Origin of the sequence: Winogradskyella sp. 3972H.M.0a.05 (genome assembly GCF_040493455.1) — a bacterium.
Lineage (GTDB): Bacteria > Bacteroidota > Bacteroidia > Flavobacteriales > Flavobacteriaceae > Microcosmobacter.
Genome location: NZ_JANFDA010000006.1, coordinates 130411 through 146216, shown reverse-complemented (window position 1 = coordinate 146216; position 15806 = coordinate 130411). Strand labels below are relative to the sequence as shown.

Sequence of the window (15806 nt, the reverse complement as noted above, 5' to 3'; positions counted from 1 at the left end):
CACTAAAATTTAGTTGTGTTGTTTATTTCGGCGAAAGCCGGAATAACGTAGTAAGAAACCCAATGATTTGGGACTTACCGATGGAAAGCTTTCCTTTTTTCACTCAGTGAAAATTGGGATGCTTTTTTGTTTTTAGGGAGGGTGGTAAATACAACACCTATAAATAGGGTGTTTAGTTAGCTCAAATCCATTTATTCAACTCAAACTTTTTAGCTGATGATTCTAACCAACACGTTTATCAATTTAATAGCATAAATTAATATTAAATCATATCAGAATCATTTTTTTATTGAATGCAAAACTTGAATTGGGTAGTTAATATCAGTTTCAATCTTGAAAGGACTCCTTAAATCTTTTCTTATATAATTGGTAAGATAAAGAGGTTCACTAAAATTACTTGAATTATCAAACACTTTTACATGAAGCCCATAATCTTCGTAGTTTATTTTATCGTTTTTATAGAGAATTATATTATGTATATAAAAGTAATCACTTGTATCGAATACTTCATCCTGCAAGGGCGAAGTATTAAACTTAATAGCTTGTTTGTTTTTTAAAAAAATGTACTCCATATTGATTTTAGAATAGTCCTCATTAATAAAATTAAGGTTATGATCACTAACTATGTTTTTAAATTTGGAATCTTCCCCCGAAATATTAATTGTTACCCAACTTTTCTTGATATTATTATGCTTGGCGTCTTTAATTTCAAGTTTAATTTTCTCTAATTGGGTGTTTTTAATGACAAGCTCAGAATTGTCAAAAGAAAGATATTGTGTAAACACTATATCCTCTAGAGTAGAATTTTCAAAAAACATTATTTTATTTAATCCCTGGATATTAGTTTTACTCAAGGTGCAATTATTACATTTAAAGTGATAACTGTTTATGAAAAAAGTAACTTCTGAAATTAAGCTGTTAGATAGGTCTATTTCCCAATAATTCTGCTCATCTTTTGATGATCTATTACCAATAAAGACATTTTTTAAATACATGTTATTAAAATTACCATACAGTAAAATCTCATCAATATCTATCTCATTAGCTTGACTATTTAATAAAGCAGTAAACAGTTGTCCTCTTTCATAGCTGTAAGAAGGCAAGAGACTATCATTTTCATAACTTCTATATGGCTTCATAGCTATAGTTGCAGCAATTATCCTGCTTTTTAATTTCTGTGAGATGTTTCTTTCTATATTTTCTTTTGAAAGCTCAGAATCCAGTCTATTTAATATTTCAGAAATTTCAAATTGGAGAGTTGATCTTCTTTGGGCTTCAATCAAGTAGGTTTGATTTTCTATTTTATCATTTTGTGAATCTATTTTTAAGTTTTGATCTAGCAGAACATCTGTTTGTTTTATTAACACTTTTGTTTGCCAAACGAGAACAACTAAGGATAAAAGAGCAATAAACCCTCCAGTTGCAGCAACAGTTCCAGGAGAGAACATTAATCTCCAAATTAACGCTACTTTAACTGCTTTCCTTCTAGGATCATTTTCATCCCATTTCTTTCTGTTGAAGAAATTCTTAAGTAATGTAAATGGTCTATGTTCTTGCTCTAATAAACGGGCTTCTATGTTTATTAAATCTTCTTCGTTTAGCTTACTCATAATCTTAATTAAAAAAACTGTAAGCAATTAAATAAAGGGGATAGTAACACTTAAAAATATTATAAATTTTTCACTTATTAAAGGTGTACCATTTGGTGTACCACTTTCTTCCAAGGTGTACCATTTTATAAAATAATTAAATTATTGATAATCATGAAATTAAATATATTATTTATGTTGTATTCTGCTAAGACCAACTCAAGAGGGTTATGTCCAATAAGATGTAGAATAACATACAAAAAGGTTAGAAAGGATTTTTCTACAGGAAAATTCATCAATCCAAAGCATTGGAATCGTAAACTACAAAGAGCAGAACCACCAGAACCTGATGCAGAACTAGTCAATACACAATTGAGCCTGATTAAGACAAAACTTAGTCAGGCTTTTTTGTTCTTACAGGTTAAGGGAACAGAGTTTAATGTAGATGACATATACAGACAGTATAAAGGAGAAACCAATAAAAGAGAGTTTGGAGTTATGGAAGTCTATAATCTACACAGTGATAGAATCAAGAAATTAATTGGTATAGATATCAAAGACGTCACTTATAAGAAGTATTTAGAATCTGGTGTACACTTAAAGGATTTTATCAAGCATAAATTCAAGTCTAATGACATCCAAATTAAGCGTCTTAAAAGCAGTTTTTTAGATCAATATGAATATTTCCTTAAGACAGAAAAGAAACTGCAGCAAAGCACCTTAAATAAGGCTATTCAGCGCTTTAGGAGGGTTGTGAAGTATGCTATTTCAGAAGATTATCTAATCAAAGACCCTTTTATGCTATATAAGGTCAAATCAGTTAAGAAGGAGGTGAAATCTTTAACTCCTGAACAACTTAAAAAACTTGAAGGTGTAGAAATGAAGACAAGGCGTTTAGAATATATTAAAGACTTATTTATTTTTTGCTGTTATACTGGTTTAGGGTTTAAGGAAATGAAGAATCTAAAACAAAAAGATATAGCTGTAGGTTTTGATGGAGAGCTATGGGTAACTGTAAAGAGACAGAAGACTGAGCGTTGTTATAAAGTCCCCTTATTACCAAAGGCAAAAGAGATTAGAGATAAATACTATCATATGGATTCTAAAAATGTTTTCAATAGTATTTCTAATACTAACTTCAATGCCTATCTAAAGGAAATAGCTTCTATTGTAGGTATAGATATAAATCTTACCCATCATATTGCAAGAAAAACCTTTGCAACTACTATTTTGTTATATAATGGAATTCCTATGGATATAGTAAGTAAGTTATTGGGGCATTCAAAGATCCAGACAACGCAAGAGTATTATGGGAAAATTAGTGATGTAATAATTAAAACGGCAATTCATAAATTGAGATATTAAATTGTTTGATGGCTGTAGTTTTCAGATAACAATGACTTTGTTTATATTAGAGTCTCCTATTTACTAATGATTGTTTTATAAGTCATTATTACTCTTTATTATCTCTGGTTCTATAATTATTTAGATATAGACCCCAATCTTATTATTCAATTTATTTATGACAGGCGATGTTATCAATTAGATGAAAAATAATAGTTTAACAATGAATTTTATTGATTGCCATATGATTCCTAAAAAGATAATTTACATAATCTGCGTGTTAACGATTGTATTTCAAGTAAGGAGTTATTCTCAAACAGATGGGAAGTTTGGAATGCTATTCAATGAGGATTTTGAAAATGTTAACTCAAGGATTTTTTTGAGTTATAAAGAGGATCAACTTAGTTTACGAAGTCTCGCATGGTTGTACGATGTCACAATTTCTGACTCAATGAGAGACTTGAAAATTACATTGTATCATGTCATTAACATTAGTGATAGGGATAATAGTCTTGAGACGTTATTCTTAAAGATTTATGAACAAAGTTTGATTGAGGATGCTTTGAATAGTATTAAGGATGAAGATGTTTTTGATTTGTATAGTGCTTTGTTTCAAATGAGAGGGCTTTCTGATTTGAAGAATAAACTGAAAAATATTGAAATAGAGATAATTCTTTTAGATCATGATGATATAATTAATTATTCATTAATGCAATATCAGTTTGCGATTCTCAAAAGAGTCCTTTCATTAGATAAAGAAAATAGGAGCTTTACGATTAGTAGTCCAAGAACTTCCTACTTTAGGTATTTTCAAATTAAGCGATCTAAGGTGATTAAACAGGTTTATGATCAAATGACTAAGAAAGAGCAAAGAGAGCTTGATAGTTTGATGTTTTCCTCAAGATTAGTTGGTGAAATGGGACGTGACGCAAAAAAGGCCAATATAAGCTCGTTGCTTTCTCGTAGGGAAGAAAGGATAAGGCAATTGAAGGCAAGAAAAGAAGAAATCTTAGCGGCACGTGAGAGAATAAGGAAAGAAAGAATGAAGGCTAATCAAATTGTTAAGGAAGGTTCAAAAAATAAGAGCTCTAATAATAAAATAAAGGATAGTTTGAAGATTGCTAATAATAAAGAAAAACTAGCATCTAAGAATGAAATTAGAATCTATGCATCTATTACAGAGAGGAAGTTTGATAGTTTATTTAAACAAAAATGGCGTGTAACAGACGCCCAAAACAAATTGACTTTGAAAATGATCAAAGAAATGAATTTTAGGATAGATGATCCCAATACATTGGTTTTTTTCATTGAGAGGCCTTTTGATAGATATTCGTTCAAAGTTCCAAAAACAAAAAAGTTGAAAAGGGGAAATGTTAATTATACTTCGACTGCTAGACCATCAAGAGAGGGTAAATCTGAAGATATAAGGTTAAATCCTGACTTTGGAGTTAGTAAGTTAAAAGGTTTAGAAAGTTATTACAAAAGCCAATTTGAGTCTTTTTTATTAGAAAATTATAGACAAATTCTTTCCTCAAAAAGTTTTAATCTTATTAAAAGTAATAAGTTGATAATAATTAAATGTGTAAATGGTCTTATAACCGGAGATAATAGGATTTGGGAAAATTTTGAGATTCAGTATGAATTATTTGTTCAAAATTATGATTCTGATAATTTGCTGATAACTCTTCTGCTTAATATTTCAGGGAAGTATGTTAAAAATGGCAATCCAAAGTTCAATCCAACTTATGATTTTATCCAGAATAAAGGAAATGATTTTAGCGTTGATGTGTTAAATAGGGATGTTAAAGAATATGGAAGTAATTTATTTGAATTATTTAAATCATATGTTATCAAGGAATGAAAGAGGTTAAACTAAAAATTTTTCTAAGCTATTTTTTTATTATATCACACTTTATAATAATTGGATATCTAATTAAATTAAGATATATAAATGATGAATGGATTAGTTCTGAGGATTTTCAAGCTGCAATGTCAACTATTGTGCCTGTATTGGCGATGATTACAACTGCTATTATATCTTATGTGATAAAAAACAAGAATAAATCATTAAAGCACTCAAAAAATATAAATTCTCAATATCTGGTAATTTCTACCATTATACCAATAATATTTTTGGTGTCGGTATTCTATTTAATACATAGGCAGACAATTACCCCGGTAGAAAACTTTATTGGATTATTAGGTGTTATTGAAAGTTTATTTGGAGTTTATCTTGGGTTTATTATCAAGTCTCTCTACGAAGATTGATATGGTTTTCAAAAATTCAAACTACTCAAGAGCATTATGGAGAAATAGTGCAGAAAAGTATCGTTTTGGAATTAGAGAACCTGAAATAGATACATTTAAGCTTCTTAATTGCCTTCTACATTCTACCTAAATACATTATTGCTGAATCTTTTATATAATTATCAGGATTAAAGGTTTCATAAAACTTTGATCTTACTAAAGAAAGAGAGTTTCCTATACTATTAATTCTATTAGTAAATTCTAATGGAAATATTGAATTATTAGAATATGCTTTAATTATTTTTTCGTAATTCTCAATGTTTGCAAGCATTCTATGTGTTAATTCGCCAAATCTAAGTCTCAATGATTGAACTCTATACATGAATGTTTCTACTTCAGCCAGCCATTTGCTCTCAGGGGTGTTGTCCAATTCATTGAGCTTTTTTGCAATAGATTCTCTGCATTCAAATTTGTATTCATCTCTTTCAGCTTCTATGGTAGTTTTTAGGTATTTCTCTAATCCTTTTAGGCTTAAGTTGTAATAAATTATTTGTTCCATCAATATTTCATTATTCTCTTTTTTCAGTTGTTCAAGATCTTCATTGATTGTTAGCCACTCAAAATCAATTATTTCTTTTTGTTGTTCAAATTGACTAATGGAATTTAATAATAGAATTAAGTCAGGAGTTTTTTGTAATAAGTCTTTGTCACGGTTACCTAATGATGTAAGTAAGTACGAAATACCGGAAACAGCAGTTTGAAAAATAGATCCAAATAATGGGACGTCATTTGAAGTGTCTGTTATGAGTTTAATAGAGTTGTTTAATAGTTCTATAAAATCACTTTTTCCTTTTCTTCTCTCATAAAATTTGTAATATTCGGATTGCCAGTGAGTAAAAGAGTGATATTGATTAACGTTACTAATTTTGTCAAGCTCTGTAAAGAATATTTGAGATTGTGAAAATAAATCAGCAGGCTTGATATCTCTTTGAATGCTCAATAACTCAGTAAATGCTAATTGACCATTAAATTTAATTTTGGTTTTTGGATATTCTTCTAGGTATTTAATTCTTGTTTCAAGAGCTAAATGGAGCTTTTCTAATGTTTCCAGTTTTTCCTTACGTTTCTTGGATTTGTTTAAAAGCTCATTTAGGTTCTCAATATCTATATCAATTTGTTTAAGTATTGAATCTTTAATTTCAAGTTCAGCATTTCTTTCTTCTTTTATTTGTTCTGAAGTTGATTTTTTTATATCACTTTGAGCGATTAAACTTAAGTTAATTATTGAGGCGATTACTAGTGTAATAATTTTTTTATACATGACTCTAATTTTTATTAGAACCAAAATTATTTTCTAAGAACTGATTAAAAAATACCCACGTGTGGGTAAATACTGATTAGTATTTATACCGCTGTTGTAGCCCATATCTTAGTAGTTCATTTTGCCCACTGAGTTTAAGCTTTCTTGCCATGTTTTTTCTGTGAGTTTCAACAGTAGATTTTTGAATATATAGAAGATTTGCAATTTGTTGATTGGTTTTTCCTTCAACAAGTAATCTAAGTATCTCCAATTGTCTTTTGGTTAAAATAGAATCGCGAGGTTGTTTATTTGGTTGAATTATATTTGGATCATAATAAGTTCCGTTATTATGAACAATTATTATCGCCTCTTTCAATTTTTCTAGGCTCGAGTTTTTTAGAACATAAGCTTGAACACCAGCTTCAAACATTTCATTTACTACTTTTTCTTGGTTATACATTGTGAAAGTAATGACGCTTGTATTAGGGAGTGATTTTGAGATTTCTCTTGTGGCTGTTAAGCCATCAACGATGGGCATTTTGATATCTGTTATAATAATGTCTGGCTTTGTCTTATGTGCTAACTCAATAAGCTCTTTACCATTTTTTGCGTAACCAATAATTTTGATATCATTATCAAATTCAAAATATAGTTTAATTCCTTCAATAAGGGCAAAATGGTCTTCAGCTAATATCACTCTAATCATGCTATAGGAATATTAAGAATTATTGATGTGCCAACTCCTGGTGTTGAATCAATATTGATTTTCCCTTTCAATCCCTTTATTCTGGATTTGATAGAGTTTATACCCATAGCTTTTTTGTTATTTAGCTCTAAGTAATTAAATCCTATGCCGTTGTCTTCAAAGATTACATTTAAATTATTACTTAAGGATGTAAAATGGATATTTACCATAGTAGCTTCTGAGTGTTTTATAACATTGGTTATTAGCTCTTGAATAATGCTGAATAAGGTGAGTTCAATTGATTTGTTGAGTTTTCTGTCAAGGGCAAAGTCGTCAATATTAATATTTAGACTAGAATAGGAGGATACAGTGTCCGCGAAATTCTTTAAGGTAGGTAAAAACTCCTCTTTCACCATAACCCCAGAGTTTTTTGTATGTGCAATATTGCGCACTTTTATGTAGGCTTCATTTACCAATTCTTCTGCTTTGTTAAATAATTTACTATCGTGCTTATTCATTTCATTCTTTTGAACTTTTATGTTTTGAAGAAAGAGTTTCAGAGTTGTAAGTAACCCACCTAGATCATCATGAAGTTCATCAGCAATTAACTTTCTTTCCTTTTCTTGTCCTAAAATCACGTCGCTAATACTTTTAATCTCTTGCTCTTTAATAAGATTTTGAAGCATAATTTCTTTAATAAGCTTTTCCTGTTTGATCTTTTCTCTTTTTTTGTGTAGGTTCTTTATTATTAATATACCGCAGAAGATAATCTTAAGAGAAAAAATTGCTAGAACAAGTTTTACACTTTCGGAATTAGGATTGTAGTATTTGCTGTTTTCATCATTTGAAATTAATTTTTCTCTATATAATATTAGCGCTCTGTTAATAGAATCTTTCTTTTCTAGATATGCTAATGCGCTATCCTTGATTTTTAAATTTTTATATATCTTATATTTCCAATGTGAAATAATAGAATCATCTTCTAACCTCCTATGATTAGTGCTAATTAAATTTGCTTGATTAAAATATGAAAGGGCTGATTTATAATTCTTCTTACTGAACTTAATATAACCTAAATTAAATAGTATTTTTTTTCTGTGTTGTTGCAAGAAATATTCTGTTTTGTTATTATCAATTATATTTAAAGCATTACTATAAAAATATTCGGCACTATCAGATTCTTTGAATACAGAGCTGTAAATAAAGCCAATATGCTGATAAAACAGTAATTCACAGTAGTAGTTATTACTTTCTTCACATAGCATCAATCCACGCTTTAAGTTCTTTTTATCTCCAACTTTATTGAAGTATATATTGTAGTACTCAGCATAGGATTTTTCTAATTGATTGTTGGCGTATCTTTGATACATTTTTATATATTTTTCAACATTTAAAGCTAGTTTGTGATTTTGAGATTTTAAAAGTAAAATTCTGTACAGAGATGTACATACTAAAGAAGAGTCTTTTAACTTTAGGGCAAATTTAAGAGCCTTCTTATATTCATTATATGCAAGGTTAGAGTTGTGTTCTAGTATTTTTTTTTCGCCTCTGTAAATTTTAGACATAAACTCTTGCCTGTGATTTTTTTGTCCTGAATAAATTATTTTGTTTCCTACAAAAGAATCATTAATTCCATTTCTTAATTTGCTTAATTCCCATTTATAGAAATAATATTCTTTTTTGTTTATTTTATTAATTGAAGATTCTAGACAGTCGCTTAGTTGGCTTATTTTTCTTTCTCTTAGATTTTTGAGTAGAACAGTACTAGGGTTTTGATTTTGACTTTTTAAGATTAAAGTGAAAATTAAAATGAAAAATAATGGATATACTGTTTTGAGTTTCATTTTAATTTATCTATTGCTAATATTTTACTAATTGACTTATTCTCTTTATTGCAAGAGCCAATATTTAATCAAATCAATGATAGATATGGGATAAATAATCTAAATCAATATTAGACTGTGTTTATATAAGTACAAGCCTTAGATCATTATAGTTTAAATGAAGTTATTTTAGAGTTCTAAATAAATGAATTGGAATAGCGACTAAGCTTGTTTTTAGGGAACGGTTTTGCTTAAGTTTAGTATATCTAATATAACATAAAATAATGAGATTAAATAGGTTTTTCTTATCTTAGAATGTGTGCTACTCAACTTCCCTAAGAAAAAAGAGGCAACAAATACAGCAAAGTTTAATCAATCTTTCTGATGCTGATTTTGAATTTCCTCTAGAGTATGATCCGTACTATCATTTGAACGGATTTACTTATGGCAATCTTTATATCATTAAGATGGATGAGCCAGAAGCTATATATCCTGCTAGTTGGGGTCTTGTTCCTAGCTGGGGTATACATGATCCTGTTGCTTTTAGAAAGAAAAGTAATACTCTAAATGCTAGAGCAGAAAGTATTTTTGAAAAGTCATCCTACAGAGAAAGTGCTGAAAGTAAGCGCTGCTTGATATTAGCTGATGGTTTTTTTGAACCTCACCACGAAAATGGAGTGTCTATACCACATTTTTGCTATCAACCATCTAAGGAATATCCTGAAGGTGATTTATTTATGTTCGCTGGACTTTATAATGAATTAGACGATCAGTTATTCTCTGCTACAATTCTAACGGTAGAAGCTAATGAGTTTTTTGCTGAAATACACAACAAGAGAAGAAGGATGCCTCTTGTGCTTGCAAAAGATTTATTTGAAGATTGGATGGATGAGGGAATGAATCAACAATCTTTAAATGAGTTAATGGCTTATGGTTTTACTAGTAAAGAGTTTAAGGCTCACCCAGTGACTAGAGATTTATACAAAAAAGGTATTAATACTAACACACCAGAGTTTTTAGAGCCAGTAGATAAGGGAACACTATTTTAACTTACTTTTTTTGCTAGTTCTTTTAGTTCTACACCTAGCTCATTTAACATTTGAGCAATGCCACTAATTTTTAACTCAGTCACATCATACTCTTGGGTATTGATACTACAAGTAAACTCCCATAATTCTAAAATATCACTTTTAGATATTAAGTAATCCTCATAATCTTTGTTATCAGGCTTTAGGTGTAAAGCTTCGCCATGATCATAAACCCTTTTATACGTCATACCATCATTTTGCGTTATAATGATATAAGATTTACCATCCTTTATATCGTTGATATCTTCAACAAAACTAGCGACAACAAAAGAACCATCCTTTAGTGGCAGCATTGAATCGCCCTTAATAGGAAAAGCCCTGTGCTTACCTGTGGGTATGAATGGAAGCTTCATCTTAGCTAGTTGTTCAATGTATTCAGGATCATCATAACCATCTAAGTAACCTGCTGAGGTATTTATTGGCACAACTTCGATGAAATTCTGATTGTCACTATCGACCACAATAGGAAACAATAACCTCTTATTACCAATTTCCATGAATGATACGTTGGTGGCTTTGGTAAGGTCATTCTTAATTATTACATCAATAGGTAGGTTAAAGTAATTTGATAGCTCCTCTAAGAAACTTATTGGTGGTTCAGACCTACCTTCCTCATAAGACCCTATCCTTGAACGAGATACACCAAGTTCGTCTGCGAATTGCTCTTGAGTCTTGTTCTTGAGTCTTCTTAAATGCCTGATATTTTTAGTGATGTTTTTCACAATACTACAAATATAAGCAATAATTACTACAAAAACACACTAAATTTGAAATATTAATTGCTACCCCTTTGTTTTTAAATTGTCATACATATTATAGTCTTAGATATGGTACTATAGATACCAAGGAATTATTGAAGCTTGGTAGAAGTCACGGTGCTATTTCTATGGCTTTAACTGATATAAATAATACTTCTGCATGTCTAGACTTTGTTAGACTATCCAAGAGTTACAATATCAAACCAGTTTTAGGTGTAGATTTTAGAAATGGTGCTGACCAACAGTTTATTCTTTTAGCTAAGAATAATATTGGCTTTCAAAACATCAATTCTTATTTATCTGAAATATTGCATAGTAAATCTGAAGTTCCTACTGTTTCACCAAATCTTTATGGTACAGTAACCATATATCCATTTAGCAAGAGTAATAATATAAATCTTAAAGAGGATGAGTTTATAGGGATACGACCTAATGAATTGAATAAACTAAAATTTTCTAAGTGGAAAGAGGAGAAAAAGAAGTTAGTGGTATTATGGACGGTATCATTTCAAAATAAAAAATGTTATAACGCACACAGATTACTAAGAGCAATAGATAATAATATTCTACTCAGTAAGCTTAGTTTATCAGAGCAAGGTAGCCCTGACCATACGATATCTGATGTAAATAATATACTATCACACTATAAAGAGTTTCCTTATATAGTGAGTAACACCTATAGGATTCTAAACAGCTGTATAATTGATTTTGATTTCAGTTCTGAGACTCCAAATAATCAAGAATCTTATACAGGGAATACATCTCTTGATTTCAAGCTTCTGGAAAAGCTTACTTATGATGGATTAGCATATCGCTATCCTAACGTAGAAGATCAAATATTAGAACGAATAAGTAAAGAATTGACCATTATCAAGGAAAAAGGGTTTGTATCCTACTTCCTAATTAATTGGAAGATATTAAAGTATGCGCGTAGTAAAGGATATTTTTATGTAGGTAGAGGAAGTGGGGCAAATAGTATTATAGCTTATTTATTGAGAATAACTGATGTTGACCCTATTGAGCTTGACCTTTATTTTGAAAGGTTTATTAATCTATATAGAAAGAACCCTCCTGATTTTGATATAGACTTTTCATGGAGGGACAGAGATGATATTACTGATTTTATTTTTAAAAGGTTTAAGCATACCGCATTATTGACGGTGTATAATACCTTTCAGTACAAAGCATCAGTTAGAGAGTTGGGAAAAGTGTTTGGTCTTCCCAAGCTTGAAATAGACAAACTGTCTTCTGGTCAGTATAACTATAATCATTTGGATAAACTTTCTAGGTTAGTAGTGAGTTATAGTCAGTTAATACAAGGGTTTCCTAACTATTTGGGAATACATGCAGGGGGTATTATTATTTCAGAAAAACCTATTCACTATTATACATCAACTTTTATTCCTCCTAAAGGATTCGCAACGACACAATTTGACATGGTTGTAGCTGAAGATATAGGGCTGTATAAGTTTGATATATTAAGTCAAAGAGGTTTAGGAAAGATAAAAGAAGCTGTTGAAGTTGTAGCATATAATCAACCTGATAAACCACCAATTGATATACATGATATCAAGCGATTCAAGGAAGATAAACAAATAAAGGATTTACTTAGAAATGCTAAAGCAATAGGGTGTTTTTATGTTGAGTCTCCAGCTATGAGAATGCTTCTTAAGAAGCTAAGAGTAGATAATTACTTAGGCTTAGTAGCAGCTAGTTCAGTAATAAGGCCAGGTGTGGCTAAATCTGGTATGATGAGAGAGTATATTCTTAGGTATAGAAATCCTGAGAGAAGAAAAGATGCTCATCCCGTACTTAGGGATATAATGCCAGATACTTATGGTGTCATGGTATATCAAGAGGATGTAATTAAAGTCGCTCATTATTTTGGGGGATTAACATTGGGAGAAGCGGATATGCTAAGGCGTGGTATGTCAGGAAAGTTTAGGTCTAGGGCAGAGTTTCAAAAGGTAAAAGCACAATTCTTTAAGAACTGTGAGAAAGCTGGAAAAGAAGAGGTGTTAGTTAAAGATATATGGAGACAAATTGAAAGTTTTGCAGGCTACGCTTTTGCTAAGGGGCACTCTGCATCTTATGCAGTAGAAAGTTACCAAAGTTTATTTCTTAAAGCATACTACCCATTAGAGTATATGGTAGCCACAATTAACAATTTTGGAGGGTTCTACAGAACAGAATATTATGTACATGAGGCAAGACTTCATGGAGGTAATATTGAGGCTCCTTGCATCAACAATAGTAGATCTCAAACTATAATAGAGGGGAAGAATATATACTTAGGGTTTATGTTTTTGCACTCATTGGAAAGTAATACAATTAGTCACATTTTAGCGGAAAGAGATAAGTATGGTAATTTTAAAAGTATGGATGATTTTATTGATAGGGTTTCTATATCAGTAGAGCAAATTAAAATACTTATTAAGATTAATGCTTTTAGATTTACAGGAAGAAATAAAAGAGAGTTGTTGTGGGAAGCTCATATGAAGATTAACAAGATTAGTTTTGAAGAGCATGTAGTTACTTTATTTAAGCAAGAAAGAATCACTTACAAAACGCCAAATTTACCTAATACAAACTTAGAGGATGCTTTTGATGAAATGGAATTACTTGGATTCCCTTTAAGTAGTCCATTCAATCTATTATCTGAACCTATTACTAGTGTGCTTAAAGCACGACATCTACCAAAAATGATAGGAAAAATGGTTAGTATTTGTGGTTATATGGTAACAATTAAAAATACTAGTACTCACAGCGGCAAGAGGATGCATTTTGGGACGTTTTTAGACGTTTTAGGAGACTTTATTGATACAGTTCATTTTCCACCTATTGCTAAGAAATATCCATTTAGAGGCAAAGGTATTTATGAGATTACAGGTAAGGTAATGGAAGAGTTTGATTGTATTTCTATTGAGGTAAGTAAAATGGAAAAACTACCAATAATATCTGACCCTAGGTACAATGATAAAGCACTGGCATCATGAATAAGGATAGGTCTATTGTTCATATGGATTTGGATACATTTTTTGTGTCTTGTGAAAGATTACTAGATAGTAGTTTGATAGGGAAGCCAGTTTTAATAGGAGGAACATCAGATAGAGGGGTAGTAGCTTCATGTAGTTATGAAGCAAGAGATTTTGGGATACATTCTGCAATGCCTATGAGAATGGCAAAGCAGCTTTGCCCTGAAGCAATAGTTCTAAGGGGAAATTCATCAACTTATACTAAATTTTCTGATGTAGTTACTGAAATAATAAAAGAGAGTGTTCCTACATATGAAAAATCCTCAATAGATGAGTTTTACATTGATTTAAGCGGGATGGATAAGTTCTTTGGTTGTCATAAACTGGCTACAGAAATAAGAAAGAGAATAATTAAAGAAACAGGACTTCCTATATCCTTTGGATTATCCATAAATAAGACGGTATCAAAAATAGCAACGGGTGAAGCTAAACCCAATAATCAAATACACATTGATAGGGGTACAGAGAAGCCTTTTTTATCTCCACTCTCTGTTAGAAAAATACCTATGGTAGGTGAGGTAACCTACAAATCATTGTGTGATTTAGGAATAAAACGCATTAAGACTGTACAAGAAATGCCAATTTATATGATGGAAAAGGTTTTTGGTAAGAATGGTGCATCAATTTGGAAAAAAGCTAATGGTATTGATAATAGTCCTGTAGTACAGTACAATGAGCGTAAATCTATATCTACGGAAAGAACTTTTGATAGAGATACTACAGACATAAAAAAACTAGAGAGCATCATTATTGCAATGGCTGAAAACTTAGCTTATCAATTAAGAAGAGCAAATAAGTTAACTGCTTGTGTGGCATTTAAGATAAGATATTCAGATAGAGAAACTCACACATTACAAAAGAGAATACCATATACTTCAGCAGATCATATTATTATTCCTTTAGTAAAGGAGCTTTTTAAAAATCTATATAATAGAAGATTATTAGTACGCCTTGTAGGTGTAAAGTTTAGTCATATAGTTGAAGGAGGATATCAAATCAATTTATTTGAAGATAATGATAAGGTCATAAGCTTATATCAAGCTATGGATAAAATGAGAGAGAGATATGGTGATAGGGCAGTTCTAAGAGCTTCAGGTATTGGTGCTAAAAGTATTAGTAGATGGAATCCTTTTACTGGTGAACCACCACCACTTCTAGCAAATAGGAGACAGTAAGCTAATGTTTAATTAAAGAAAAGAACTCAGAGAGACTAATTTCCCTTGCTTCACATATCTTATAGAGTGTTCTAATTGGCATTCTATAACCGTCTTTCTGCAAAATCTTTCTTACTGTTTTTTCATCTACATTATGGTCTAACGCAAAAGATCTATTGGATTTGCTAGTTGAAACCCACTCCTTAGCAATATAATTACAAATTATCTTATTTACATCAACCATTAAAGCAAAGGAAGGAGATGCTTATATAATTAATGCGGACTAAAGGACGCAAAATAAATTATTATTATTAATTTTGATAATCAGCAATTATGAGAACTTACATATTATTAATACATATACTATTATCAGGGCAATTGTCTATAGCACAAAATGATTTAGAATATTATACTAATGGAGTTGAATGGGAAGGTGAATTATTGGCATTTGATGTTAATAAGCTTGAGATCTGTAATTTTTTTGATTCAAGTAAATGCTATCCTAACCAGGTAAATCAACGCTATTATTTTAAACTAGTTCAAAAAAGTGCTAATCCCCAGGTAATGATGATTGATTACAATAAAGAAAACAGAGCAGACTATGTAATCACATCCATAGATAGCAGCTATCAAATGATTACGGTTAGAGCCTACAGGCTAGCTACAAAAACTAAAGTCTACTTTGAGCTCTTTGAAGGTCTGGACTTCTTTACCTACCATGAATCTGGTATAGATCAAGTTTTACACCTGTATTACGATAGAAAAAAGTAGCCACTGCTAAAG

Annotated in this window: 13 protein-coding genes; 7 read left to right on the top strand and 6 right to left on the bottom strand. The window is 30.6% G+C overall.

The window, feature by feature from the left end:
• Positions 1–278 precede the first annotated feature (278 nt).
• The gene (locus tag NCE97_RS12915) at positions 279–1610 is read right to left on the bottom strand and encodes a hypothetical protein (RefSeq protein ID WP_353779693.1); all 1332 of its coding nucleotides are present in this window, start codon (positions 1608–1610) and stop codon (positions 279–281) included.
• 153 nt (positions 1611–1763) lie between these two features.
• Here NCE97_RS12915 and NCE97_RS12910 point away from each other — a divergent pair, with 153 nt between their 5' ends.
• The 3 genes from NCE97_RS12910 to NCE97_RS12900 all read left to right on the top strand — a co-directional run bounded on the left by NCE97_RS12910 (position 1764) and on the right by NCE97_RS12900 (position 5201).
• A complete protein-coding gene (locus NCE97_RS12910) occupies positions 1764–2954 on the top strand; it encodes a site-specific integrase (RefSeq protein ID WP_353779692.1) in 1191 nt (396 codons plus the stop codon).
• A gap of 223 nt (positions 2955–3177) precedes the next feature.
• Positions 3178–4794, top strand: a complete 1617-nt coding sequence (locus NCE97_RS12905) for a hypothetical protein (protein ID WP_353779691.1) — start codon at positions 3178–3180, stop codon at positions 4792–4794.
• Positions 4791–5201: a hypothetical protein gene (locus tag NCE97_RS12900; RefSeq protein WP_353779690.1), complete on the top strand. Its 411-nt coding sequence runs from the start codon at positions 4791–4793 to the stop codon at positions 5199–5201. Before NCE97_RS12905 ends, NCE97_RS12900 begins: the two co-directional genes overlap by 4 nt.
• Before the next feature lie 115 nt (positions 5202–5316).
• Here NCE97_RS12900 and NCE97_RS12895 read toward each other — a convergent pair whose 3' ends face one another.
• The 3 genes from NCE97_RS12895 to NCE97_RS12885 all read right to left on the bottom strand — a co-directional run bounded on the left by NCE97_RS12895 (position 5317) and on the right by NCE97_RS12885 (position 9009).
• Positions 5317–6501 carry a hypothetical protein gene (locus NCE97_RS12895; protein ID WP_353779689.1) on the bottom strand — a complete coding sequence of 395 codons (1185 nt, stop codon included), beginning with the start codon at positions 6499–6501 and terminating at the stop codon, positions 5317–5319.
• A gap of 76 nt (positions 6502–6577) precedes the next feature.
• Positions 6578–7186 carry a response regulator gene (locus tag NCE97_RS12890; protein ID WP_353779688.1) on the bottom strand — a complete coding sequence of 203 codons (609 nt, stop codon included), beginning with the start codon at positions 7184–7186 and terminating at the stop codon, positions 6578–6580.
• Entirely contained in the window at positions 7183–9009 is a 1827-nt protein-coding gene (locus NCE97_RS12885; protein WP_353779687.1) for a sensor histidine kinase, read from the bottom strand. Before NCE97_RS12885 ends, NCE97_RS12890 begins: the two co-directional genes overlap by 4 nt.
• 296 nt (positions 9010–9305) lie before the next feature.
• Between NCE97_RS12885 and NCE97_RS12880 the strand changes: the two genes are divergently transcribed.
• A complete protein-coding gene (locus tag NCE97_RS12880) occupies positions 9306–10037 on the top strand; it encodes an SOS response-associated peptidase (RefSeq protein WP_353779686.1) in 732 nt (243 codons plus the stop codon).
• Here NCE97_RS12880 and NCE97_RS12875 read toward each other — a convergent pair.
• Positions 10034–10798 carry an XRE family transcriptional regulator gene (locus NCE97_RS12875; protein ID WP_353779685.1) on the bottom strand — a complete coding sequence of 255 codons (765 nt, stop codon included), beginning with the start codon at positions 10796–10798 and terminating at the stop codon, positions 10034–10036. The two genes, NCE97_RS12880 and NCE97_RS12875, sit on opposite strands and share 4 nt — an antisense overlap.
• A gap of 68 nt (positions 10799–10866) precedes the next feature.
• Between NCE97_RS12875 and NCE97_RS12870 the strand changes: the two genes are divergently transcribed.
• A complete protein-coding gene (locus NCE97_RS12870) occupies positions 10867–13830 on the top strand; it encodes a DNA polymerase III subunit alpha (RefSeq protein WP_353779684.1) in 2964 nt (987 codons plus the stop codon).
• Positions 13827–15044, top strand: coding sequence for a DNA polymerase IV (gene dinB, locus NCE97_RS12865; protein ID WP_353779683.1), 1218 nt, complete (start codon positions 13827–13829; stop codon positions 15042–15044). Before NCE97_RS12870 ends, dinB begins: the two co-directional genes overlap by 4 nt.
• Before the next feature lies 1 nt (position 15045).
• Here dinB and NCE97_RS15955 read toward each other — a convergent pair whose 3' ends face one another.
• Complete coding sequence (locus tag NCE97_RS15955) at positions 15046–15267, bottom strand: helix-turn-helix domain-containing protein (RefSeq protein ID WP_503066114.1); 222 nt, start codon at positions 15265–15267, stop codon at positions 15046–15048.
• An 89-nt stretch (positions 15268–15356) separates the two neighbouring features.
• On the opposite strand from NCE97_RS15955, the gene NCE97_RS12860 reads away from it, so the two are divergent.
• A complete protein-coding gene (locus tag NCE97_RS12860; RefSeq protein WP_353779682.1) occupies positions 15357–15794 on the top strand; it encodes a hypothetical protein in 438 nt (145 codons plus the stop codon).
• The last annotated feature ends 12 nt before the right edge of the window (positions 15795–15806 follow it).

Coding starts and splice junctions, on each gene's coding strand:
- NCE97_RS12915 (WP_353779693.1), bottom strand. CDS start 1,610: ATGAGTAAGCTAAACGAAGAAGATTTAATAAACATAGAAGCCCGTTTA.
- NCE97_RS12910 (WP_353779692.1), top strand. CDS start 1,764: ATGAAATTAAATATATTATTTATGTTGTATTCTGCTAAGACCAACTCA.
- NCE97_RS12905 (WP_353779691.1), top strand. CDS start 3,178: ATGATTCCTAAAAAGATAATTTACATAATCTGCGTGTTAACGATTGTA.
- NCE97_RS12900 (WP_353779690.1), top strand. CDS start 4,791: ATGAAAGAGGTTAAACTAAAAATTTTTCTAAGCTATTTTTTTATTATA.
- NCE97_RS12895 (WP_353779689.1), bottom strand. CDS start 6,501: ATGTATAAAAAAATTATTACACTAGTAATCGCCTCAATAATTAACTTA.
- NCE97_RS12890 (WP_353779688.1), bottom strand. CDS start 7,186: ATGATTAGAGTGATATTAGCTGAAGACCATTTTGCCCTTATTGAAGGA.
- NCE97_RS12885 (WP_353779687.1), bottom strand. CDS start 9,009: ATGAAACTCAAAACAGTATATCCATTATTTTTCATTTTAATTTTCACT.
- dinB (WP_353779683.1), top strand. CDS start 13,827: ATGAATAAGGATAGGTCTATTGTTCATATGGATTTGGATACATTTTTT.
- NCE97_RS15955 (WP_503066114.1), bottom strand. CDS start 15,267: ATGGTTGATGTAAATAAGATAATTTGTAATTATATTGCTAAGGAGTGG.
- NCE97_RS12860 (WP_353779682.1), top strand. CDS start 15,357: ATGAGAACTTACATATTATTAATACATATACTATTATCAGGGCAATTG.